This window comes from Streptomyces sp. JH002 (assembly GCF_050916115.1).
In the GTDB taxonomy this organism is placed as follows: Bacteria; Actinomycetota; Actinomycetes; order Streptomycetales; family Streptomycetaceae; genus Streptomyces; species Streptomyces xiamenensis.
The window spans coordinates 3,251,660-3,274,090 of sequence record NZ_CP087989.1; the positions used below are offsets into that span (position 1 = coordinate 3,251,660).

General features: G+C 70.6%; 19 protein-coding genes and 1 pseudogene. 8 read left to right on the forward strand and 12 right to left on the reverse strand.

Annotated elements, in window-relative coordinates:
• Positions 1-265 precede the first annotated feature (265 nt).
• The 5 genes and pseudogenes from H7827_RS14790 to dnaA all read right to left on the reverse strand — a co-directional run bounded on the left by H7827_RS14790 (position 266) and on the right by dnaA (position 6,933).
• A complete protein-coding gene (locus H7827_RS14790; protein WP_432053342.1) occupies positions 266-904 on the reverse strand; it encodes a DUF721 domain-containing protein in 639 nt (212 codons plus the stop codon).
• Positions 837-1,973, reverse strand: coding sequence for a DNA replication/repair protein RecF (gene recF / locus H7827_RS14795; RefSeq protein ID WP_432745669.1), 1,137 nt, complete (start codon positions 1,971-1,973; stop codon positions 837-839). Before recF ends, H7827_RS14790 begins: the two co-directional genes overlap by 68 nt.
• Before the next feature lie 22 nt (positions 1,974-1,995).
• The gene (gene gnd, locus H7827_RS14800; protein WP_030732591.1) at positions 1,996-2,871 is read right to left on the reverse strand and encodes a phosphogluconate dehydrogenase (NAD(+)-dependent, decarboxylating); all 876 of its coding nucleotides are present in this window, start codon (positions 2,869-2,871) and stop codon (positions 1,996-1,998) included.
• Positions 2,872-3,091: 220 nt separating this feature from the next.
• Positions 3,092-4,223: pseudogene (dnaN, locus tag H7827_RS14805) on the reverse strand (DNA polymerase III subunit beta).
• 808 nt (positions 4,224-5,031) lie between these two features.
• Positions 5,032-6,933 (reverse strand): chromosomal replication initiator protein DnaA, encoded by a 1,902-nt coding sequence (gene dnaA / locus H7827_RS14810; protein ID WP_432745672.1) that lies wholly within the window; start codon positions 6,931-6,933, stop codon positions 5,032-5,034.
• A 370-nt stretch (positions 6,934-7,303) separates the two neighbouring features.
• Between dnaA and rpmH the strand changes: the two genes are divergently transcribed.
• The 8 genes from rpmH (at position 7,304) to H7827_RS14850 (ending at position 12,975) form a co-directional block, all read left to right on the forward strand.
• Positions 7,304-7,441, forward strand: coding sequence for a 50S ribosomal protein L34 (rpmH, locus tag H7827_RS14815; RefSeq protein WP_078635495.1), 138 nt, complete (start codon positions 7,304-7,306; stop codon positions 7,439-7,441).
• 28 nt (positions 7,442-7,469) lie between these two features.
• Positions 7,470-7,838, forward strand: coding sequence for a ribonuclease P protein component (gene rnpA, locus H7827_RS14820; protein WP_030732583.1), 369 nt, complete (start codon positions 7,470-7,472; stop codon positions 7,836-7,838).
• On the forward strand, positions 7,835-8,149 hold the full coding sequence (yidD, locus tag H7827_RS14825) for a membrane protein insertion efficiency factor YidD (RefSeq protein ID WP_078635493.1): 315 nt from the start codon (positions 7,835-7,837) through the stop codon (positions 8,147-8,149). Before rnpA ends, yidD begins: the two co-directional genes overlap by 4 nt.
• A gap of 12 nt (positions 8,150-8,161) precedes the next feature.
• Complete coding sequence (gene yidC, locus H7827_RS14830; RefSeq protein WP_432747989.1) at positions 8,162-9,250, forward strand: membrane protein insertase YidC; 1,089 nt, start codon at positions 8,162-8,164, stop codon at positions 9,248-9,250.
• Positions 9,250-9,771 carry a protein jag gene (locus H7827_RS14835; protein WP_375879571.1) on the forward strand — a complete coding sequence of 174 codons (522 nt, stop codon included), beginning with the start codon at positions 9,250-9,252 and terminating at the stop codon, positions 9,769-9,771. The genes yidC and H7827_RS14835 overlap by 1 nt, the downstream gene beginning before the upstream one ends.
• Positions 9,768-10,547 (forward strand): 16S rRNA (guanine(527)-N(7))-methyltransferase RsmG, encoded by a 780-nt coding sequence (rsmG, locus tag H7827_RS14840; RefSeq protein ID WP_432745675.1) that lies wholly within the window; start codon positions 9,768-9,770, stop codon positions 10,545-10,547. Before H7827_RS14835 ends, rsmG begins: the two co-directional genes overlap by 4 nt.
• A 275-nt stretch (positions 10,548-10,822) precedes the next feature.
• Positions 10,823-11,869, forward strand: a complete 1,047-nt coding sequence (locus H7827_RS14845; protein ID WP_078635491.1) for a ParA family protein — start codon at positions 10,823-10,825, stop codon at positions 11,867-11,869.
• Positions 11,866-12,975 (forward strand): ParB/RepB/Spo0J family partition protein, encoded by a 1,110-nt coding sequence (locus tag H7827_RS14850; RefSeq protein ID WP_432745677.1) that lies wholly within the window; start codon positions 11,866-11,868, stop codon positions 12,973-12,975. The genes H7827_RS14845 and H7827_RS14850 overlap by 4 nt, the downstream gene beginning before the upstream one ends.
• Before the next feature lie 94 nt (positions 12,976-13,069).
• Here the strand turns inward: H7827_RS14850 and trxA are convergent, their stop codons facing one another.
• The 7 genes from trxA to H7827_RS14885 form a co-directional block, all read right to left on the reverse strand.
• Entirely contained in the window at positions 13,070-13,417 is a 348-nt protein-coding gene (gene trxA / locus H7827_RS14855) for a thioredoxin (RefSeq protein WP_046724106.1), read from the reverse strand.
• 67 nt (positions 13,418-13,484) lie between these two features.
• Entirely contained in the window at positions 13,485-14,447 is a 963-nt protein-coding gene (gene trxB, locus H7827_RS14860; protein ID WP_432745680.1) for a thioredoxin-disulfide reductase, read from the reverse strand.
• Between the two features lie 125 nt (positions 14,448-14,572).
• A complete protein-coding gene (locus H7827_RS14865; protein ID WP_432745682.1) occupies positions 14,573-15,406 on the reverse strand; it encodes an anti-sigma factor family protein in 834 nt (277 codons plus the stop codon).
• On the reverse strand, positions 15,403-16,125 hold the full coding sequence (sigM, locus tag H7827_RS14870; RefSeq protein WP_200365985.1) for an RNA polymerase sigma factor SigM: 723 nt from the start codon (positions 16,123-16,125) through the stop codon (positions 15,403-15,405). The genes H7827_RS14865 and sigM overlap by 4 nt, the downstream gene beginning before the upstream one ends.
• Before the next feature lie 64 nt (positions 16,126-16,189).
• A complete protein-coding gene (locus H7827_RS14875) occupies positions 16,190-17,839 on the reverse strand; it encodes a protein kinase family protein (RefSeq protein ID WP_432745684.1) in 1,650 nt (549 codons plus the stop codon).
• A 176-nt stretch (positions 17,840-18,015) separates the two neighbouring features.
• Positions 18,016-20,037 carry a murein biosynthesis integral membrane protein MurJ gene (gene murJ, locus H7827_RS14880; protein WP_432745686.1) on the reverse strand — a complete coding sequence of 674 codons (2,022 nt, stop codon included), beginning with the start codon at positions 20,035-20,037 and terminating at the stop codon, positions 18,016-18,018.
• 36 nt (positions 20,038-20,073) lie between these two features.
• Positions 20,074-22,377 (reverse strand): DUF6049 family protein, encoded by a 2,304-nt coding sequence (locus H7827_RS14885; RefSeq protein ID WP_432745688.1) that lies wholly within the window; start codon positions 22,375-22,377, stop codon positions 20,074-20,076.
• Positions 22,378-22,431: the final 54 nt, after the last annotated feature.

Below are 22,431 nucleotides of genomic sequence, written 5' to 3' on the forward strand. Positions count from 1 at the left end.
CACAGCGCGAGCCGTTTGCGTTCCCACAGAAACGGCTGCGTCGTTCGACTTGGTCCGTGACAGCACGGATGCGGTCCAGTCTACCGCTAGCGCCAACCTCGATGGCGGTTTGCGGGCCCCTGAGTCCGCATGTGCCGCCCTGAACTGGCATCCCCCGACTCCCCATATGCGGCCCCGGGGCCGCATCCGCTCCAGGCGGCGCACAGCGCCTTCACCTGTCAACCCACAGCAACGTGACCGGCATCACATCGCAAGGGGAACAAATCTACCCATACGTGTCGCCCGGGCCACGGCTTCCCGGCGCCCTCAACCGGCCACCCGCACCACCGGAACGCGGCGGACCACCGGGCCCCAGCACCTTGATCAACCGCACCGAACCCTGACCCACATCCGCGTTCAGTTTCCGCACCACCTGAGGCGCCATCCACCGCAACTGCGTGGCCCACGCCGTCGAGTCACAGCGCACCGCCAGCACCCGCTCCGCCTCGTCGAACGACAACGGCTCACAGTGCGCGGCGATCTCCGGCCCCACCAACTCCGGCCAGCGCCCCATCACCCCGCCCACCGCCAGCGGAACCTCCCAGCCCCGCTCCACCCGCAACCGCTCCACCGCCGCCCCCAGCAACAGCGGATCACGCCCACCCGGACGCGCCCCCGACCGCAGACCCCCACCACGCCGCGCCTGCCGGCGCTGACCGGCCTGATCACCGCGCTCCCTGGCCCGCGCCTTCGCCGCCCGCAACGCCACCCGCGCCAGATCCACCCCGGTGGGCTCCGGCGCCCCCGCGCCGTCCTTCTTCCCCTGCCCGGCCCCCCGGCCCTGCGGCCCGCTCCCGTCACTCGGCACGCTCGACCCGCCCGTCCGACACCGCGAACCTCGCCCCCGCCAACGACGCGGGCACATCCTCGGCCACCGCCGCCGTCACCAGCACCTGCTCCCCGCCGGCCACCAGCCCCGCCAGCCGGTCCCGCCGCCGCGCGTCCAACTCCGCGAAGACGTCATCGAGTACCAGCACCGGCTCCGGGCCCTCCTCCCGCAGCAGCCCGTACGCCGCCAGCCGCAACGCCAGCGCCAGCGACCACGACTCCCCGTGACTGGCGTACCCCTTCGCCGGCAACTCCCCCAGCCGCACCACCAACTCGTCCCGGTGCGGCCCCACCAGCGTCACCCCCCGCTCGATCTCCCGCTTGCGCGCCTCCCCCAGCGCCGCCAGCAGCACCCCGTACAACTCGTCGCGGCCCGGCTCCCCCTCCAACGACTCCTCGGTGGCCGCCGAACGGTACTCCAGCCCGACCGGACCGCCCCCCGGCGCCAGCTCCTCGTACGCCTTGTCCGCCAACGGCCCCACCGCCGCCAGCAACCCCAGCCGCTGACCCCACAGCTCGGCACCCGCACGCGCCAGATGCTGATCCCACACATCCAGCGTCGACAGATCCACCCCGCGGCCACCGTGCCGCCGCGCCATCGCCGCCGACTTCAGCAGCGTGTTCCGCTGCCGCAGCACCCGCTCGTAATCCGACCGCACCCCCGCCAGCCGCGGCACCCGCGCCGTCACCAACTCGTCCAGGAACCGCCGCCGGTCCCCCGGATCGCCCTTCACCAGCGCCAGATCCTCCGGCGCGAACAGCACCGTGCGCACGATCCCGAGCAGATCCCGCGGCCGCACCGGCGAGGAACGGTTGATCCGCGCCCGGTTCGCCCGCCCGGGATTCAGCTCCAGCTCCACCAGCTGGCGCCGGTCCCCCTCGACCACCGCGGCCCGCACCACGGCGCGCTCCGCCCCGGAGCGCACCAACGGGGCGTCCGAGGACACCCGGTGGCTGCCCAGCGTCGCCAGATAGCCGACCGCCTCGACCAGATTCGTCTTCCCCTGCCCGTTCGGGCCCACGAACGACGAAACGCCCGGGCCGAGTTCCACCTCGGCCCGGGCATAGGACCGGAAGTCCGCCAGCGACAGATGCGTCACATGCACGATGCGCCCCGCCGGCCCGCCGCTACTTGCTCTCGACCGCGTGACCACCGAACTGGTTACGCAGCGCCGCGATCATCTTCATCTGCGGCGAGTCGTCCTGCCGCGAACCGAACCGCGCGAACAGCGACGCCGTGATCGCCGGCAGCGGCACCGCGTTGTCGATCGCCGCCTCCACCGTCCAGCGGCCCTCACCCGAGTCGGCCGCGTAGCCGCGCAGCTGCTCCAGGTGCTCGTCGTCGTCCAGCGCCCGCACCGACAGGTCCAGCAGCCAGGAACGGATCACCGTGCCCTCCTGCCAGGACCGGAAGACCTCGCGCACATCGGTGACCGAGTCCACGGTCTCCAGCAGCTCCCAGCCCTCGGCGAAGGCCTGCATCATCGCGTACTCGATGCCGTTGTGGACCATCTTCGCGAAGTGCCCGGCACCCACCTTGCCCGCGTGCACCGCGCCGAACTCGCCCTCGGGCTTGAGCGCGTCGAAGATCGGCTGCACCCGCGCCACGTGCTCGGCGTCACCGCCGTACATCAGCGCGTAGCCGTTCTCCAGACCCCACACACCACCGGAGACGCCGCAGTCCACGAAACCGATGCCCTTGGACGCCAGCTCACGCGCGTGCTTCTCGTCATCGGTCCACCGCGAGTTGCCGCCGTCGACGACGACATCCCCGGGCTCCAGCAGCTCGGCCAGCTCGTCCACGGTGGACTGGGTCGCCTCACCGGCCGGCACCATCAGCCACACCACGCGGGGCGCGGCCAGCGAATCCACCAGCTCCTTGAGACTGTGCACATCCGAGACATCCCGCTGGTGGGCATACCCGACGACGGTGTGACCGGCACGGCGGATGCGTTCCCGCATGTTCCCGCCCATTTTGCCCAGGCCGACGAGACCCAGCTCCATCAGGACTCCTTCATCGTGCTCAACACTTCACGCCGAGCCTACGCCCGCGCCCTCGCGCTCACCTGCGGGGTCAGCCGCTCAGACGGCTGACGCCGTACGGTCGGTGACCGTACGGCGCGATCCGGTAACCCGTCCCGTCTCAGCCGGACAGGCGCACCGGCATACCGCGATCTTGTGAGGGGCGACCCTCACCCTCCCGATCAGCCGGTGCCGTCCCGTCTCAGCCGGACAGGCGCACCGGCATGATCAGGTACTTGTACGCCTGATCCGCCTCGGCGTCCTTCGCCGGGCGGCCACTGAGCAGCGCCGGCTTCGTCGAGGTGGTGAACGCCAACTGCGCCACCGGGGAGTCGATCGCGCTCAGACCCTCCAGCAGGAAGCCCGGGTTGAAGGCGATCGAGATGTCGTCGCCCTCCAGGTCCGCGTCCACGCGCTCCACAGCCTGTGCGTCGTCGCTGGAGCCGGCCTCCAGCGTCAGCACACCCTGCTCGAAGCTCAGCCGCACCGGGGTGTTCCGCTCGGCCACCAGCGCCACACGCTTGACGGCCTCCACGAACGGCGCCGTCTCGATCACCGCCACCGAGTTGAACTCGGTCGGGAACAGCGTGCGGTACTTCGGCAGATCGCCCTCCAGCAGCCGCGTGGTGGTACGCCGCCCGGCCCCCCTCGAAGCCGATCAGGCCCTCGCCGGACCCCGAGCCCGACAGCGCCAGGGAGACCGTCTCACCGCCGCTGAGCGACTTCGCGGTGTCCAGCAGCGTCTTCGCCGGCACCAGGGCGACGGCCGACACATCGGCGACCTCCGGCTTCCACAGGAACTCGCGCACCGCGAAACGGTAGCGGTCGGTGGAGGCCAGGGTGACCGTGTCGCCCTCGATCTCGATCCGCACACCGGTCAGCACCGGCAGGGTGTCGTCTCGGCCCGCGGCGATCGCCACCTGGGAGACGGCGGACGCGAACACCTCGCCCGGCACGGTGCCGGTCGCGGTCGGCATCTGCGGCAGCGCCGGGTACTCCTCCACCGGCAGCGTGTGCAGCGTGAACCGGGACGAGCCGCACACCAGCGAGACCCGCACCCCGTCGGTGGAGATCTCCACCGGACGGTTCGGCAGCGCCCGGCAGATGTCGGCGAGCAGCCGGCCGGACACCAGGACGGTGCCCTCCTCCTCGGCGTCCACCTCCACCGAGACCCGCGCCGAGACCTCGTAGTCGAAGCCGGACAGGCTCAGCATGCCGTCCTCGGCCTTCAGCAACAGGCCAGCGAGAACCGGCACCGGCGGTCGGGCCGGCAGGCTCCGCGCGGCCCATGCCACCGCCTCCGCGAGCACATCGCGTTCTACCCGGATCTTCACTTCAGCCGCCTCCTGCTGTCGCTGGCTGCTCCCAGCCCTTGCTGCCTTGCTGGCTCTCTACCGGCCACCAGTCTGACGCACGGCACTGACAGTAGGGGCTCGAGTGCGTCAAATCGATCCGGGACGGGTAGACCGCAGGAGGCCCGTTCATCCACAGCACCCACTTCGAAACGACTTCCCCGCTCTAACTGTGTCGTAGTAGTAGTAGGGCCTGTGGAAACCGTGGATAACTCCCTTTTCCCAGCTCAGGCCCGGTTTTTTGTCCACATGCCCTGTGCATGGACCGGTGGATGAACAGGGGGTCCCTGTGGACGGCGGCCCGGTCGTCCACAGGCGTCCACAGAAGCCCCCGAGTTACCCACAGCCGCGTCCACAGAATCCGGCCCCCTTATCAACAGGGCGCGCGGCCCCTCGCTGTGACCCGATTCACCCTCAACGGTGAGTCGGCGCGTTGTGTTGCCGAACAGTGGACAGCCTTGTGGATCACCTGTGGGTAACCTGGCCTCTCCTGTGGATCAAGCGGGTTCGCCTGGGGAAACCCGAGGTGAACACCAGTCCACCCCGGGCGTTGTCCACAGCCTGTGGAAGATCGTTATCCACGTTTCCACAGCCGACTGACCTGCGAAGAAGACCGATCGCCCGACCCCCTGTGGACACAGATGTGGGCGACGCGCCGTTCCCACAGGGTGTGGACACCCAGGGACCCTCCGTTCTGTGGAAAACCGGCCCGTGGGACCCCGTAATCGAACAGCGCCCCCGGGAGGTCCCGGGGGCGCTGTGAGGTCCTGCGGTGCGTGCGGCGGCCGGCTCAGCCGTTCTTGATGCGGTTGGTGAGCTCGGTGACCTGGTTGTAGATGGGCCGGCGCTCGGCCATCAGCACCCGGATCTTGCGGTCGGCGTGCATGACGGTGGTGTGGTCCCGGCCGCCGAAGTGCTGGCCGATCTTGGGCAGCGACAGGTCCGTGAGCTCCCGGCACAGGTACATGGCGATCTGCCGCGCCGTGACCAGCGTGCGGCTGCGGGAGGAGCCCGCCAGGTCCTCCACGCCCAGGCCGAAGTACTCGGCGACGGCGGAGGTGATCGCGTCCGCCGTGATCTCCGGGGTCGACTCCTCGCCGCCGGGGATCAGGTCCTTGAGGACGATCTCGGTGAGCCCGAGGTCCACCGGCTGCCGGTTGAGACTGGCGAAGGCGGTGACCCGGATCAGCGCGCCCTCCAGCTCCCGGATGTTGCGGGAGATCCGGGACGCGATGAACTCCAGCACGGCCGGCGGGGCGTTCAGCTGCTCCTGGACGGCCTTCTTGCGCAGGATCGCGATCCTGGTCTCCAGTTCGGGCGGCTGGACGTCGGTGATCAGGCCCCACTCGAAGCGGTTGCGCAGCCGGTCCTCCAGGGTGATCAGCTGCTTGGGCGGCCGGTCCGAGGAGAGCACGATCTGCTTGTTGGCGTTGTGCAGGGTGTTGAAGGTGTGGAAGAACTCCTCCTGCGTGGACTCCTTGGAGGCCAGGAACTGGATGTCGTCCACCAGCAGGATGTCCATGTCGCGGTAGCGCTTGCGGAACGCGTCCGCCTTGCCGTCGCGGATGGAGTTGATGAACTCGTTGGTGAATTCCTCCGAGCTCACGTAGCGCACCCGGGTGCCCGGGTAGAGGCTGCGCGCGTAGTGCCCGATGGCGTGCAGCAGATGCGTTTTGCCCAGGCCGGACTCGCCGTAGATGAACAGCGGGTTGTACGCCTTGGCCGGGGACTCGGCGACGGCGACGGCCGCGGCGTGCGCGAACCGGTTCGAGGCGCCGATGACGAAGGTGTCGAAGAGGTACTTGGGGTTCAGCCGCGCGGTGGGCTCCGCCGGGCCCACTCCGCTGCCGCCGCCGGAGGCCGGCTCGGGCAGCGAGGAGCCGGGCCCTTGGCCGTGCCCCTGGCCGCGTCCCTGCCCCGGACCGTGCTGCCCGGAGCCGGGTCCGCTGTTCTGGCCGGGAAGGGCGTCCGGGGGCAGTTGCTGCTGGGGGGTGTGGTCGTAGCCGCGGTAGCCGGAGTCGTAGGCCGGCGGCTCGTGCCGGTTGTAGCGGGCCGGCTGGGCGGGGATCTGCGGATAGCCGTCCGGGCCCGGCCAGCTCCCGGGGGCGCGGCCACCGCTCGCCGGGCGCGGCGCCTGGGGGTGGTCCGGGTAGGCGGGCCGGGCGGTCGGCAGCTCCTGGTCGTAGCTCTCGTACCCGCCGCGGCTGCCACCGCCCTCGTTGTACCGGCCGCCGTCGTAGCCGCCGTACCCCCCGTCGTACCCGTCGCGGGCCGGCTCGGCGGGGCGGTGCTGCTCGTGGCGGGGCGCGGGCCCCTGGGCGGGCTCCTCCGGGAGGTGCGGTGCCTGGTGCTGTGGTGCTTGGTGCTGCGGTGGCTGGTGCTGCGGTGGCTGGTGCTGCGGTGCGGCGGCCTGGGGCTCGGGCGGCGGGGCGGTGACCGTGATCGCCAGCCCGATGGGCTGCCCGCACTCGCGGCTGAGCGCCTCGCCGATCATCGGCGCCAGCCGGCCCTCCAGCACGCTCTTGGCGTACTCGTTGGAGACGCCGAGCAGGGCGGTGCCGGAGACCAGGGCGAGCGGGCGGCAGTCCTGGAGCCAGCGGTGGTCCTTGGACTCCACGCCCTGCCCCTCGGCGAGGATGGCGCTCAGCACCCTGGGCCACACCGCGGCAAGATCTGCAGGTAGGTCAGCCACGGGGCACGCTCTCTCACTCGCTGGGGTGGCGCCGGCTGTGGTCATGAGGTGTGACGCGGAGGCGACCGGGACATAGATGTCGAGTTGAGCCACGTTAGTCAGCGGGGCGCAAGGACATCAAGTCATTGTCCACAGGGTGTGTACAACCGGCCCCGGTCCGGTTTGACCGTACGGCCGTGTCGCACGTACCGTTGCCAGGTCTCATTGTCGACGGCTGCTGCCGCCTGCCTCCGATGGTCCGCCCTTCCCGTGTGAGCGGGAAATCGTTCCGTTGCGAGTCCCTCGTGGGCGCACGGTGGCAGCCTGTCGGCCCGCCGCATCCTGTCTCGGCAGCCTGTGCCGGTACACCGAAAACTTCTGGAGCCCCCGAGTGAGCAAGCGCACTTTCCAGCCGAACAACCGTCGTCGGGCCAAGACCCACGGCTTCCGGCTGCGCATGCGGACCCGTGCCGGCCGCGCGATCATCACCGCCCGTCGCACCAAGGGCCGCGCTCGGCTGTCGGCCTGAGCCGCCGCCGGATCGACGGGTCCATGCGGTGCTGCCCCCCGAGAACCGGTTGCGGCGGCGTGAGGACTTCGCGACCGCGGTACGCCGTGGTCGCAGGGCCGGTAATCGGCGTCTCGTCGTCCATCTGAGCAGTGGTACGGACCCGCACGCGGGCCGGGAGAGTCCTCTTCCGGCGCGTGCGGGTTTCGTCGTGAGCAAGGCCGTGGGCAACGCCGTGGTGCGCAATCGCGTACAGCGGCGCCTGCGGCATCTCATACGGGCCCGGCTGTTCCGGGTGCCCCCCGGTAGCCTGGTCGTTGTCCGGGCCCTGCCCGGCGCGGGCACCGCCGACAACGATCAGCTGGCCCGGGATCTCGATGCCGCGCTGGAGCGGCTGCTGGGAGGGGTACGTCAGTGAAGTACCCGCTGTTGCTGCTGATCAAGCTGTATCAGTGGACCATCTCCCCGCTGCTCGGGCCGGTCTGTCGTTACTACCCGTCGTGCTCCCATTACGGATACACAGCGGTCGGTCGGCACGGCGCGATCAAGGGATCCGTGTTGACCGCATGGCGCATCCTGCGGTGCAACCCCTGGTCTCCCGGTGGTGTGGACCACGTGCCGCCGCGTAAGCGTCCCGTCTGGCATCGGCGTCTGCGTGATCGCTGGCGGCACCGGACTCTCCCCCAGATCCCATCCGGGGGCGCCTCTCACAATGCCCAAGGAGTCTGACTCGTGGACACGATCAACTCGATCCTCAGTCCCCTTTACTTCGCAGTGTCGTGGATCGTCATCCGGTTCCACGATCTGTACAGCCTGGTCTTCAACGAGGACAGCGGGTGGGCCTGGGGCCTGTCGATCGTGTCCCTGGTGGTCGTGATCCGGATCGCCCTGATCCCGCTGTTCTTCAAGCAGATCAAGTCGACGCGCAACATGCAGGCGCTCCAGCCGAAGATGAAGAAGATCCAGGAGCGCTACAAGAACGACAAGCAGCGGCAGTCCGAGGAGATGATGAAGCTGTACCGGGAAACCGGTACGAATCCGCTCTCCAGCTGTCTGCCGATCCTGGCGCAGTCGCCGTTCTTCATCGCGCTCTTCCAGGTCCTCAACCACATCGCGAACAACGACAAGGTCGGCGTGCTCACCCAGGAGCAGGTCACCAGCGCGCGTGAGGCCACCATCTTCGGCGCCCCGATCGCGGCCCGCTTCCTGGACAGCGCCGACAAGCTCGCCGAGCTGGGCGCCTCCCTGGTGGACGTCCGGGTGGTCACGGTCATCATGATCGTGCTGATGTCGGCCTCGCAGTTCTTCACCCAGCGCCAGCTGATGACGAAGAACGTGGACCTGACGGTCAAGACGCCGTTCATGAATCAGCAGAAGATGCTGATGTACATCTTCCCGATCATGTTCGCCGTCTTCGGCATCAACTTCCCGGTGGGTGTGCTGATCTACTGGCTGACCACCAACGTGTGGACGCTCGGCCAGCAGATGTACGTCATCACGCGCAACCCCACCCCGGGCAGCATCGCCTTCCAGCAGCGCCAGGAGCGGCTGAAGAAGAAGGGCAAGCTGAAGGAGGACCCGGCCGTGGCGGAGGCCAAGAAGGCCGCCGAGACGGCGCGGGGCACCCGTACCCAGCCCAAGCGGCAGAGCAAGTCGCAGCGGCAGTCCGGTGGCACCCATCCGCAGGGCAAGCCGGAGAGCGGCCAGCCCGCCGCCGAGCAGCCGGAGAAGCCGGAGAAGCCCGAGCGGGCTCAGCCGAAGCAGCAGGGCAAGCAGCGGCCCAAGAAGGCGCAGCCGGGTAAGCCCAAGTCCCCCAACAGCAAGAAGTGATGAAGGAGTCCCCCGTGACGGACACCACCTCGACCGCCGCTGAGGGCACCGACGCCCTGACCCGCCTGGAGCAGGAGGGCGAGATCGCGGCCGACTACCTCGAGGGGCTGCTGGACATCGCCGACCTCGACGGTGACATCGACATGGATGTCGAGGCGGACCGTGCCGCGGTGTCGGTGATCTCCGAGGGCACCTCGCGTGATCTCCAGAAGCTGGTCGGCCGCGACGGTGAGGTCCTGGAGGCGCTCCAGGAGCTGACCCGGCTCGCGGTCCTGCGGGAGACCGGTGAGCGCAGCCGGCTGATGCTGGACATCGCCGGGTTCCGGGCGCAGAAGCGGGAGAAGCTGACCGCGCTGGCCCAGGAGGCCGTGGAGCAGGTCAAGGAGTCGGGCGAGTCGGTGAAGCTCAGCCCGATGACACCGTTCGAGCGCAAGGTCGTGCACGACGCGGTCGCGGCGGCCGGTCTGAGCAGTGAGTCGGAGGGCGAGGAACCGCAGCGCCGCGTGGTCGTCCTGCCGTGAGCGGGGACGCGACACCCGGGCCGTCGCCGGACGCCGAGCTGTCACCGCCGCCGGCGGTGGCCGCGGAGGTCTTCGGGGACCGGCTGCCGGACGCGGTGCGCTATGCGGAACTGCTGGCCGACACCGGGGTACGGCGAGGGCTGATCGGCCCCCGCGAAGTGCCCCGGCTGTGGGAGCGGCACCTGCTGAACTGTGCGGTGCTCTCCGAGGTCGTACCCGAGGGCGTGACGGTCTGCGATGTCGGTTCGGGTGCCGGGCTGCCCGGCATTCCGCTGGCGCTGGTGCGGCCGGACCTGGAGATCACGCTGCTGGAGCCGCTGCTGCGGCGCACCAACTTCCTCCAGGAGGTCGTGGAGCTTCTGGGCCTGGACCACGTGACCGTGGTCAGGGGCCGGGCGGAGGAGGTGCTGGGCAGCTTCACCCCGGTGCACGTGGTCACGGCGCGGGCGGTGGCCCCGCTGGACCGGCTGGCCGGATGGGGCGTTCCGTTGCTGCGTCCGTACGGCGAGATGCTCGCCATCAAGGGCGACACGGCCGAGCAGGAACTGAAGTCGGCCAGGGCGGCGCTCGGGAAGCTGGGGGTCGTGGAGACCTCGGTGCTTCAGGTGGGCGAGGGTCTGGTGGATCCGCTGTCCACTGTGGTGCGGGTCGAGGTCGGGGAGAGCCCGGGCGGGGTGCGCTTCGCTGCGAAGCGGGCCAAGGCGTCGCGCTCGCAGCGCGGGAGCCGGGACGGCTGGCCGAGCCGGGGGAACCGCGGCGGACGCCGGGCGCGCTGAGCCGGATTCTCCCGGTGCGGCACCACCGAACCAGGCAAAAGAGCTGAATATATCCCGGGCGCGGAGTGTCGCCCGGCCGTGAGCGGCGTGGCGTGGGCATCGTGTTTCACGTGAAACGCCGCTCACTGCTGAACGGAATCCTCAGCCGTGGTCGCGCGGCCGCCGCGCCGCGCGACCGTAAGTCGTCGTCGGCCTCCAAAAGGGTGACCGACGTATCCACACCCCCCGAGTTGTCCACACGTAACCGGGCCTCGCTGGTTCACAACCCCCGAGACATGGCAGGCTTTGACTCCACGGAGCCTTCGCATGTCGAGGAGAGTGAACCATTGCGGTCCGACGCCAATATCGCTGGGCAGACGGCCGATCCCGTCCCCGGACCCCGGTCCGAGCCGGTGGACGCGCCGGGCGGTGCCGTTGACATCGCCCACAGCGCGCCCGCGGCGGCCGATGCCCCGGTGGGGCGGGCGGCGCAGCAGACGGTCGCGGCCATGTACCGGGCCGGCGGCGGCCTGCCCCGTCCGGACCGTACCCGCATCATGATCGTCGCCAATCAGAAGGGCGGCGTCGGCAAGACCACCACCACGGTGAACCTGGCGGCCTCGCTGGCCCTGCACGGGGCCCGGGTGCTGGTCATCGACCTCGACCCCCAGGGCAACGCCAGTACGGCGCTGGGCATCGACCACCACGCCGAGGTCCCCTCCATCTATGACGTGCTGATCGACAGCCGCCCGCTGTCCGAAGTGGTGCAGCCGGTCCGGGACATCGAGGGACTGTTCTGTGCTCCTGCCACCATCGACCTGGCCGGCGCCGAGATCGAGCTGGTGTCCGTGGTGGCCCGTGAGAGCCGCCTCCAGCGCGCCATCAGCGCCTATGAACAGCCGCTGGACTACATCTTCGTGGACTGCCCGCCCTCACTGGGGCTGCTGACGGTCAACGCGATGGTGGCCGGCGCAGAGGTCGTCATCCCGATCCAGTGCGAGTACTACGCGCTGGAGGGTCTGGGCCAGTTGCTGCGCAACGTGGAGCTGGTGCGCGGCCACCTCAACCCCGATCTCCATGTCTCGACCATCCTGTTGACGATGTACGACGGCCGGACCCGGCTGGCGTCACAGGTGGCGGAGGAGGTGCGCGGCCACTTCGGCAAGGAGGTGCTGCGCACCAACATCCCGCGGTCGGTGCGGATCTCGGAGGCGCCCAGCTATGGGCAGACGGTCCTCACGTACGACCCGGGTTCCAGTGGCTCGCTGTCCTATCTGGAGGCGGCCCGGGAGATTGCCCTGCGGGGCCCCATTCCACGGCAGCATGAGGGGAATCATCAGTGAGCGAACGACGCAGGGGTCTGGGGCGCGGGCTGGGTGCGCTGATTCCGGCGGCGCCGAGCGGCCCGGAGACCACCACGCCGACGGTGGAGCAGGGTGGCACCACCTCGCCCAGCGCGGTGCCGGTGCTGACCCCCGAGCGGGGGACCGCCGCGGCCAAGGTGGTCTCGCCGCCGGAGCCCGAGGTGTACGGCGAGGTTCCCGGGCCCGCTCCGGAGCCGGACCTGCCGCGTGTTCAGGAGGCCGGAACGGTGGCGGGCGCGCACTTCGCGGAGCTGCCCCTGGACGCCATCACTCCCAACCCCCGGCAGCCGCGTGAGGTCTTCGACGAGGACGCCCTCGCGGAACTGGTCACCTCCATCAAGGAGGTGGGCCTGCTTCAGCCGGTGGTGGTCCGGCAGCTCGGCGCGGAGCGCTATGAGCTGATCATGGGCGAGCGCCGGTGGCGGGCGTGCCGGGACGCGGGCCTGGAGGCGATCCCCGCGATCGTCCGGGCGACCGAGGACGACAAGCTGCTGCTGGACGCCCTCCTTGAGAACCTGCACCGGGCGCAGCTGAACCCGCTGGAGGAGGCGGCGGCGTACGACCAGCTGCTGCGGGACTTCAAGTGCACCCACGACGAGTTGGCGGACCGGATTGGGCGGTCGCGCCCGCAGGTGTCCAACACGCTGCGACTGCTGCGGCTTTCGCCGCGGGTGCAGCGGCGGGTGGCGGCGGGCGTGCTGTCGGCCGGTCACGCGCGGGCGCTACTGTCGGTGGACGACTCCGAGGAGCAGGACAAGCTGGCCCGGCGCATCGTCGCCGAGGGTCTGTCGGTGCGTGCGGTCGAGGAGATCGTCAGCGTGCAGGCGGCAGCGGTCAAGAGCGGTGGCCGGCACCGTAAGCCCCGGGCGGGCAAGCTGATCTCGCCGGCGCTGGACGGCCTGGCCGGCCGGCTGTCGGACCGCTTCGAGACCCGGGTGAAGGTGGACCTGGGGCAGAAGAAGGGCAAGATCGTGGTGGAGTTCGCCTCCATGGACGATCTGGAGCGCATCCTGGGTCAGCTGGCCCCGGGCGAGGACCGGGTCCTGGAGCAGCAGTTGCAGGGCGAGGAGTCCGAGGACGAGTAAGCACACGGCTCGTTCCATGCGGAAGGCCCGCTGTTTCACGTGAAACAGCGGGCCTTCCGCATGAGCGCGTGGCGCCCGGTTCGGCGGGGTGATGTCAGCCGATGTAGTCGACCAGGTCACGCTCCAGCGCGGCCTTGGGCTTGGCGCCCACGATGGTCTTGGCGACCTCGCCGCCCTGGTAGACGTTCATGGTGGGGATGGAGAGAATCCCGTACCGGGCGGCGATGGCGGGGTTCTCGTCGATGTTGACCTTGGCGATGGTGAGCTTCTCCGCGTTCTCTGCGGCGATGGCCTCCAGGGCGGGCGCCACCTGCCGGCAGGGGCCGCACCACTCGGCCCAGAAGTCGACCAGAACCGGCTTGTCGCTCTGCAGGACCTTCTCGTCGAAGTCGGCCTCGGTCACGGTGATGGTGGCCTTTGCGCCGGACTTGGCATCCGCCATGGTGGTTCTCCTTCGGATTGCGAGGGTGTGGGGTGGGAGGGCGCCTCCGGGCGGGAGGCGGGTGAGGTCAGGCCTGAAGGGCTTCGGCAGCCTCGGAGTGGCTGAGGGCCGCCAGGTAGCGTTCGGCGTCCAGGGCGGCGGAGCAGCCGGTACCGGCGGCGGTGATGGCCTGGCGGTAGGTGTGGTCGACCACGTCGCCGGCGGCGAAGACACCGGGGATGTTGGTGCGGGTCGAGGGGGCGTCGACCTTGAGGTAGCCCTCCTGGTCCAGGTCGAGGACACCCTTGAACAGCTCCACCCGGGGGTCGTGACCGATGGCCACGAACAGGCCGGTGGCCGGGAGGTCCGAGAGCTCACCCGTGGTGGTGGAGCGGATCTTCAGGCCGGAGAGCTTGCCGTCGCCCTGGATCTCCGCGACCTCGCTGTCCCACAGGAAGGTGATCTTGGGGTCGGCGAAGGCACGCTCCTGCATGGCCTTGGAGGCGCGCAGGGTGTCCCGCCGGTGCACGACGGTGACGGTGCTGGCGAACCGGGACAGGAAGGTGGCCTCCTCCAGCGCGGTGTCACCGCCGCCGATCACGGCGATGTGCTGCTCGCGGAAGAAGAAGCCGTCGCAGGTGGCGCAGTAGGAGACGCCGCGGCCGGACAGCTCGTCCTCGTTCGGCAGGCCGAGCTTGCGGTGCTGGGAGCCGGTGGCGACGATGACCGCCTTGGCCTGGTGGACGGTGCCGGCGGTGTCGGTGACCGCCTTGATGTCCCCGGAGAGGTCCACGGCGACGATGTCGTCCGGGATCAGTTCCGCGCCGAACCGCTCGGCCTGGGCCCGCATGCCGTCCATCAGGTCCGGGCCCATGATCCCGTCCTGGAAGCCGGGAAAGTTCTCCACCTCGGTGGTGTTCATCAGTGCGCCGCCCGCCGTCACCGCGCCTTCGAAGACCAGCGGCTTGAGGGAGGCACGGGCGGTATAGAGCGCGGCGGTGTAGCCCGCGGGTCCGGAGCCGATGATGATCACGTTTCGGACGTCGCTCACGGAATTCTTCCTTGTCTCGGGGCACTCACCCAGGGCCCCGGATGGGGTCCACAGTCCAGTAACAGATCCTAGGGTCCCAGACATTCCCGGCGGTCAGCCGCCCCCGAGGGGGTGGTGCGAGGGGGTTACCGGTCGAGCGGGTAGCTCTCCTTGGCCAGGACTTCGCCCTCGACCGGCGGGGAGGCGCTCACGCAGTCGGCGTCCACCACGTAGGCGTCCACCCGGAGCGGGTCCACGGAGTGCGGCAGCAGGACGAGATAGGCGTCGTTGCCCTCGTAACGCTCCGGCTCCACCGCCAGCGGGTCCTCGGTGCGGCCGATCGCCGACTCGACACAGGAGGGGATGGGGGCAGAGGCCGCCCCGAAGCTGTCGCTGCCGCCGGGCTCCGCCGCCTCGGTGGTTTCCGGGACGGGCCCGCCGGACTCCCGCTCGGACTCCTCGGCGAGCGCGCCGGCTTCCCCGGACTCAAGAATGTCGGCGTACTGCGGCACATCCGCCTCTGCCAGCAGTTCACGCACCTGATGCTCCAGCGGATCCTCGGCACCGTCAGCGGCTGCCTCCGTGACCGGCTCGTCCGTGACTCCGGTACCGCCGAGGTTGAGCCCTTGCACCACGATGGTGCCCAGGCCGAGGGCCACCACTGTGCCCACGGCGGCCAGCGCCAGCCGGGGCCAGCGTCCTGTTTCACGTGAAACGAGGGCGCGGAACCGGCGGCCGCCGACGGGTGTCGTGGCAGCCTCGGCCGCCAGCGCGGCGTCGATCCGGGCCGCGACATCGGGCGGCATCTCCGGAGCTGCCATCTGGGCCAGTTCCTGGCGCAGTAGCTGGAGTTCCTGCTGAACCTGTCGGCACTCCTGGCAGTCGGCCAGATGTGCCCGCAGCCGGCGTGCCTCTGCGGCCGGGTGCAGATCGTCGTCAAGAGCCGCGATATCAGCGGGCTCGGGATGCATATCAGTCATGTGCGTCCGCCTCCACCCCGCACGGCCCCATTCTCTCCGGTATCTCTCGGAGGTGGGACGGATGTACCTGGTGTCCGGTTCCTGCCCGCTCGGTCCGGTGAGGAGTCGTCCTCGGATTCACGGGGATGGAGATGACTGACGAGCGGCAGCAACCGGGCGCGGGCCCGGGCGCAGCGGCTCTTGATGGTGCCGACCGGGATATTGAGGATGGCCGCGGCTTCGGCCACCGGATAGCCCTGCATGTCGACCAGAACCAGGGCGGCGCGCTGTTCCGGGGGCAGGACCTCCAGTGCCGTGCGCAGCTGACGGCGCAGGTCCTGGCGCTCGGCGGGCGCGGCGGCGGACTCATGGGGTTCGAGCAGGGTCTCCAGCCGCTGTGGCTCCGGCACGGGCGTGGCGCGGCGGGTCTTGGCCTTGCGGAGCCGGTCGAGGCAGGCGTTGACGGTGATCCGGTGCAGCCAGGTGGTGACGGCGGACTGGCCGCGAAAAGTGTGGGCGGCCCGGTAGGCGGAGACCAGCGCGTCCTGGACGGCGTCAGCTGCCTCCTCGCGGTCGCCGAGGGTGCGGATGGCGACGGCCCACAGGCGGTCGCGGTGACGGCGGACCAACTCGGTGAAGGCGTCCGGGTCACCAGCGGCGTGCTGGGCCAGGAGCTCCTTGTCGGTGGGGCCGTCCGGCGGTGCGGAGGTGGAGGGAACGCGTCGCGTGCGCCTGCTCACGGCGGATCCTCCCCTTCTGTTGTGCTGGTCGCGCTGGTCTGACGGGTGCGGGCCGGCCCGCTGATCAGCCGGAGACGGTGATCTCGCTGACCCGGCCGCGGTAGTTGCCGTCGCTTCCCTGCGGCAGGTCCGTCAGCCAGACCAGAACGAACCGGGTGGTGACGGGCTCCTCGGCGGTGAGGGTGTGCGACTCGCCGCCCCCCTGGGCCAGTAGTTGAAAGTCTGCCAGGCTCGTGGGCCGGGTGGTGACATCGGGCCCCGCCACCCGGAACTCCAGTTGGGTGGCACCGATGGTGCTCACCGTGAGGGTGTCCACCGTCTTCGGCTCCCCCAGATCGAGGACGAGGCCGAGCCCCTCCTTGAGATTGCCGAACTTCGAGTACCCGTAGAAGTTGCTGGTGTGCCAGAACGTCTCGGGGTCTCCGTCGAAGGCGTTGGGCACCGCCTCGGGGTTCTGTGAACCGCCGGGCTTGGCCGGGTCGAACTCGACGGCTTCCTGGATCGCGTGCACCTGCGGGTCGGAGACTTCCTCCTCCGCGACGGGCGGATCGCTCTTGGCGGGCGGGTCGGCCGGGGTGTCGCCCTTGATCAGCGCGTCGGCCAGCTGCCAGCTGCCCAGGGCGAGCGCGGCGATCAGCAGCGCGGAGACCCCCCACTTGAGGGCGGCCCCGGTACGGCCGGGCAGGGTGGGCGGTACGGGCGGTGCCGGGGCGGTGTGCGGCAGCGGCGCGCCCTGAGGGCTGCCGGCCCCCAGTGGGCCGCGCTGGTACGTGGTGCGCTGGTATCCCGCGAGATCGACCGGCGGCGGCTCGGGAGCGGGGATGCGCGGCAGGGCGGCGATCGCCCGGGAGAGTTCCTCCGGGGTGGTGCAGGGCTGCAGCTGGCTGGTGGCGGTGGCCCCGTTGTTGACCATGGCGCGCATGGCGAGCTCGGACAGGCCGCGGTGCACCCCCGCCCGTACCTGCTCGGGGGTGGCCAGGGACTCCCGCGAGCTTTTGCTCAGGCCCGCTACGCCATTCAGGCCATAACCGCCGTCGCCGTACGGCCAGCGCTGGGTCAGGGCGGCGTACAGCAGCGCACCGATGGCCTCGGTGTCGGTGCGCTGGGGGTGCTCGGAGGTGATGCCGCGCAGGGCGGCGTCCACGGCCAGGCCGCGGATCCTGAACTGGCCGGGGCCGGTCCGCAGGACCGTGGCGGGGGTGAGCCGCAGATGAGGCAGTCCCTCGCGGTGGGCCGCGGCCATGGCCTGGGAGATCTGGCTGACGAGCGCGTACGCCTCGTGGGCGTCCAGCGGGCCGCTCTGCAGCACGGTACTGAGCGGGGTGGCGTCGGGAAGCCACTCGTGGATCACGTGGACGACATCGTTCTCCTCGACGGCGTCCAGGACCTGGACGAAACGGGGATCGCCCAGCAGCGCGGAGGAACGGGCGGCGGAGATCACGGAGGCGGCGCGGTCGTGGTCGGCGGGCAGGACGTGCACACCCACCGCCCGGCGCAGCTTCTCGTCGACGGCCCGCCAGCTGCTGAAGCCGTCCAGCCGGGTGATGCACTCCTCCAGCCGGTACCGCTTGGCGAGTCTGTGGCCGCTGTGCGGATCGGCGGCGCGGGAGGGCGCCGGGGGTGTGCTGGGCGTCGCTGTTCCGGCGCTCTCCGCCTGCTCCGCGTCCCGTTGCGAACGCTGCGGAGGGCTGGTCGCCGTGCTCCGTTCCGCCACCGTTGAATCCGCCTCCCCGTGTTGGCTGCCGCTGGTGACACTGCCAGATTCATTGTGCCGGTAGTCCGTCACCCTGCACGACATGTGAGTGCGGCCAGGGGTTGTACAGCGCGTGGCCGGCTCGTTCCCGACGAGGGGCGCTCCCACCGGTTTTCGGCCGGTGGGAGCGCGGGTGGTCAGCGGCCGAGTCGGGAGCGGACCATGCCGACCATGGCGGTCAGTTCCTCGACCCGCATCCGGCGCGCGGTGAGGTAGAAGACCGCCAGCAGTACCGCTCCGCCGCCGGCCAGGGCGGCGAGGGAGCCGATGGTGCCGTGGCCGAGGGCGCCGGTGATGGCGTAGCCGGCGCCGCCGCCGAGCAGCGCGGCGGGGATGCTGGCCCCGGCGAGCCTGATGTAGGTGCGGACCACGCGGGCGCCGTCCAGGTCGGTGCCCATCCGGGCGCGCAGTCGGCGCCAGGCGATGGAGACGCCCAGACCGTAGGCGATTCCGTAACTGAACGCGATGCCCGCCACGACCCAGCGGTCGGGAAGAGTGACGAAGGACACGGCGGACAGCACGATCCAGGCGGCCGAGACGATCACCGTGTTGTAGAAGGGGGTGCGGGTGTCCTCGTAGGCGTAAAAGGCGCGCAGCACCACGTACTGGGCGGAGAAGGGGATCAGGCCCAGGCCGAAGGCCATCAGGATGTAGCCGAAGGACCGGGCTCCCTCGTCGCCGGCGGAGCCGAACAGCAGGGTGCACATGGGGATGCCGAGGGCGACGAAGGCGAAGCCGATCGGCACGATCGCCACGGCCGAGGTGCGCAGACCGTGCGAGAGGTCGTCCCGTACGGCCGCGGTGTCGCCGTCGGCCGCGGAGCGGGAGATACGGGGGAGCAGCGCTGCCATGACGGAGACCGTGATGATGGCCTGCGGCATCTGCCAGATCAGCAGGGCGCTGTTGTACGCGATGAAGCCGGTACCGGGGAATCCGGCGCGTTCGGCGTTGTCACCGGCCCAGGTGGCGAACTGGGTGATGACCACCAGGCCGGCCTGGTTGGCGAAGACGAACAGCACGGTCCACTTGGCGAGCTTGGCCGCCTTCCCCATGCCGTGGCCGCGCCAGTCGAAGCGGAGCCGCATCCGGAAGCCGGCGGCGCGCAGGTACGGGATCATCGACAGGGCCTGGACCACGAGGCCGAGCAGGGTGCCGATACCGAGCAGCCGGACGCCTTCGGGCGTGATGGTGGTGACGCCGAGCTCGGAGCTGCGCTGGGTGCCGTAGACCCACAGGAACATGCCGAAGGTGAAGATCACCACGATGTTGTTGAGGACCGGGGTCCACATCATCGGTCCGAAGGAGCCGCGGGCGTTGAGGATCTGGCCCATGACCACGTGGACGCCCATGAAGAAGATCGTGGGCAGGAAGTAGCGGGCGAAGGTGACGGCCACCTCGTTGGCGGCCGGGTCGTCCGCGATCTTGGCGGACATCATGCGGACGAGCAGTGGTGCGGCCAGTACGGCCGCGATCACCAGGCCGCCCAGGACGACCATGACCAGGGTGAGCAGCCGGTTGGCGTAGGCGTCGCCGCCGTCGTCGTCGTTCTTCATGGCCCGGACCAGCTGGGGCACGAAGACGGAGTTGAGGCCGCCACCGATGGTGAGGATGTAGATCATCGAGGGCAGGGCCCAGGCCACGGTGTAGGTGTCACCGAGGACGGCGGCGCCGAGTGCGGCCACCAGGACCAGCTGGCGTACGAAGCCGGTGAGCCGGGAGACCAGGGTGCCGGCGGCCATGATCGCGCTGGAGCGCAGTATCCCGGCGGCCTTGCCGCCGCGCTTGGGCGCGGGGGCCGCCTCCGGAGCGGGGGCGGGCGGGGGCGGCGGTGGCTGTTGGGCGGCGGGCGCGGGGGCCAGCGTGCCGGCTCCCGGTGCCGGCTGGGCCGGGTAGCCGCCGCCCGGGCCCTGGGCGGGGCCGGGCCCGGCCGGGCTCTGCTGGTCGCGGAAGAGGTGCGCGAAGGCATCCTGCTGGGGCTGCTGGGGCGTGCCGGACCAGCCCTGTGGGTCGCGCGGGGCGTAGGGCTGCTGGTACTGCGGCTGCTGCGGCTGCTGATAAGGGTGCTGCTGGTGGTGGTAGGGGCCCGCGGGATACGGGTCGGCTTGCGGGTCGCCGTCCCCCGGATCCCGGCCGTCTTCACGGTCGTACGGCGCTTGCATCGCTACCCCACCTCTGGTTCCCGGCCGGAGTCCGGCTCACTCGCTTCGATCCACCCTCTCACCATCGGGAGGGGTGCTGGTGCCGTCGTCGCCGGTGTCGGCACCGCTCTCACCCGAGGGCGCGGGCTCGGTGGCCGCTCCCTGCTCGGGCGCGGTGTCGGCGTCGGCGGGCCGGGCGGCGCGCTTGCGCTTGGTGTACATACGGACCCCGGCCAGGACCACCAGCAGCAGGCCGCCGGCGATCACCATCAGCACGGCGGAAGTGATGGAGGTGACCTGGGCCTGGAAGCGCATCGGCGTGCCGTACGGCTTGCCGTCCGCCGTGTACAGCTGCGCTTCCAGATAGGTGAGGCCGTTGGCGCGGGCGGTGGTGGAGAACTTCACCGAGGCGCTGTGGCCGCCGTTGACGGTGACCTGCTGGGCGTCGCCGACGTCCAGACCGATCTTGCGGCTGGAGGTCAGCCGCAGCTCCAGGTTCTGCACCCCCTGGACCAGGTTGTTCTGCACCGAGATGGGGATGGTGGCGCTGCGTCCGGACAGGGTGATCTTGGTCTTCTGGATCAGGTGCACGCGCTCGGTGAGGCCGGTCAGATCGCTCTGCACGGTGGCGCGGTACTGGGCTGCCTCGGTGGCGTGGCCGCGCCAGGAGACGGACATCTCACGGCGGATGGCGTTGCCGAAGGGCGTGGTGACCCGGCCGGGGCGGGTGAGGATGACCTGGAAGTCGTCCAGGGTGCGCTGGGTCTCGCGCATCTCCTGGAAGGCGCTGGTGGGCAGTTCCTGGTCGCGCAGCCGCTCGGGATAGGCGCCGCTGCCCGGGACCTGGCGGTTGGCGCCGGGGTCGGGCTGGGCGTCGGCGGCTTCGGCCAGCCCGGTGAAGGTGATCCACTCCGGGTGCGCGGTGAGAGCGGTGATCGCGCCGGCCATCGCCCGGGCCTGGTCGGTGGTCGGGGTGCGCTGCGGGGCGAGCAGGAGGCTGCGGTCACGGCCCGGGTCCTGCTGGGCGATGGTCTGAGCCTGGCCCAGCAACTGCTGGCGCGCGGTGATGGCGTTGGCCGGCAGGCTCATGTCGGCCTCGAAGAGGCGGGAGAGCGTGCTGTCGGCGACCAGCGCGGTGGTGCCGCCACCGATCGGACGGGCGGCGGTCTCGGTGTACCCGAGGGAGTCGCCGGGGCGCAGGCTGTCGCTGCGGCTGATGATGTGGTGGGCTCCGGCCGAGGTGGCCACGGAGACGATGTCCGGGTCGATGGCCCCCTCGACGGGCCAGGCGAAGTCTGTGCTGGGCTGGACGCCCAGGACGGTCTCCACCGTCAGGGCGGAGACCTCGGTGGCGGTGCGCAGCTGGCCCAGGGCGCCGGGGACATCCTTGCCGCGGTGGGCGAGCGAGGCGAGATCGGGGTCGCCGAAGGGCAGCGCGATCACGTCCTGGTCCCGCACGGCGTCATCGAGGGCGGCGAGCCAGCTGCGGGCGGCCTCCTGGCCGGTGCCGGGCTGGAGACCGTCCGGAGTGTGGATGCGGTAGTCCTCGGTCATGGCGTCCACCGAGGCGAGCAGGTCGGCGTCGATGACCCAGGTGACGGGGAGGTCGGCGCCGAGCGTCACCATCTCGTGCAGCCGGCCGCCGGGGGAGATGTCGGTGAGCAGAGAGTTGTCGCGGAAGGCCGGGGTCTGCTCCTCGTCGGCGTCGGTCTCGGCCGTGAGGTGAGTGGAGGAGATCAGCGGCCACAGCACGGTCAGCTGGGTGCCGGAGCCCGCGTCGCCCGACCCTTCCTGCCAGGGCAGCAGGCTGCGGCCCACGCCGAGGATCTGGTCCCAGGACTCGGCCTCGGTCTGGCCGGTCAGGGTGACCGCCAACTGATAGACGCCGTTCGCGCCGAGGTCGAGATCGGCGACGGGCAGCTGGAGGTCGAAGGTGGCGGACATGCCCGGCGCGATGGTGCCGATGTCCTGACCGTGCTCGTTGACCAGCCGGCCGTCCAGCGCGGAGTCGAAGCCGGTCCGCGCCAGCGCCTCGCTCAGACCCTCCCGGGAGTCCAGGAGAGTGCCGGTGCGGGGAGCCAGCCGACTGCCGGTGATGGCGGAGTCGCCCTCATTGGTGATGGTGCCGCGCAGGGTGAGGGTGTCGCCCTGCGCCGGGACATCGGGGGCGATCTCGGTGAGGGAGATGGTGGCGGTGCGCTGGCCGCTGCCGACGTCCTGGGCGGGCGCGGCCTGCGGCGCCCGGCTCACGGCGGTGACCAGGGGAAGCACGACCAGCAGACTGAGCAGTGAGGCCAGGATCAGCTGGGCACGGCGCAGGGCGGGGCCCCGGCTCCGGTCCGGGTGGGCACGGGAGATCATCGCCGGCACCTCTGTCACGCGATTGCCCCGTTCCCTCGTCCCAGAACCCGCACT

Excerpts from the sequence above, each read along its gene's own strand:
- trxA (WP_046724106.1), bottom strand. The coding sequence starts at position 13,417 with ATGGCGGATGCCAAGTCCGGCGCAAAGGCCACCATCACCGTGACCGAG.
- H7827_RS14845 (WP_078635491.1), top strand. The coding sequence starts at position 10,823 with ATGGCAGGCTTTGACTCCACGGAGCCTTCGCATGTCGAGGAGAGTGAA.
- H7827_RS14865 (WP_432745682.1), bottom strand. The coding sequence starts at position 15,406 with ATGACTGATATGCATCCCGAGCCCGCTGATATCGCGGCTCTTGACGAC.
- H7827_RS14835 (WP_375879571.1), top strand. The coding sequence starts at position 9,250 with ATGAAGGAGTCCCCCGTGACGGACACCACCTCGACCGCCGCTGAGGGC.
- H7827_RS14885 (WP_432745688.1), bottom strand. The coding sequence starts at position 22,377 with ATGATCTCCCGTGCCCACCCGGACCGGAGCCGGGGCCCCGCCCTGCGC.
- murJ (WP_432745686.1), bottom strand. The coding sequence starts at position 20,037 with ATGCAAGCGCCGTACGACCGTGAAGACGGCCGGGATCCGGGGGACGGC.
- H7827_RS14790 (WP_432053342.1), bottom strand. The coding sequence starts at position 904 with ATGTGCCCGCGTCGTTGGCGGGGGCGAGGTTCGCGGTGTCGGACGGGC.
- gnd (WP_030732591.1), bottom strand. The coding sequence starts at position 2,871 with ATGGAGCTGGGTCTCGTCGGCCTGGGCAAAATGGGCGGGAACATGCGG.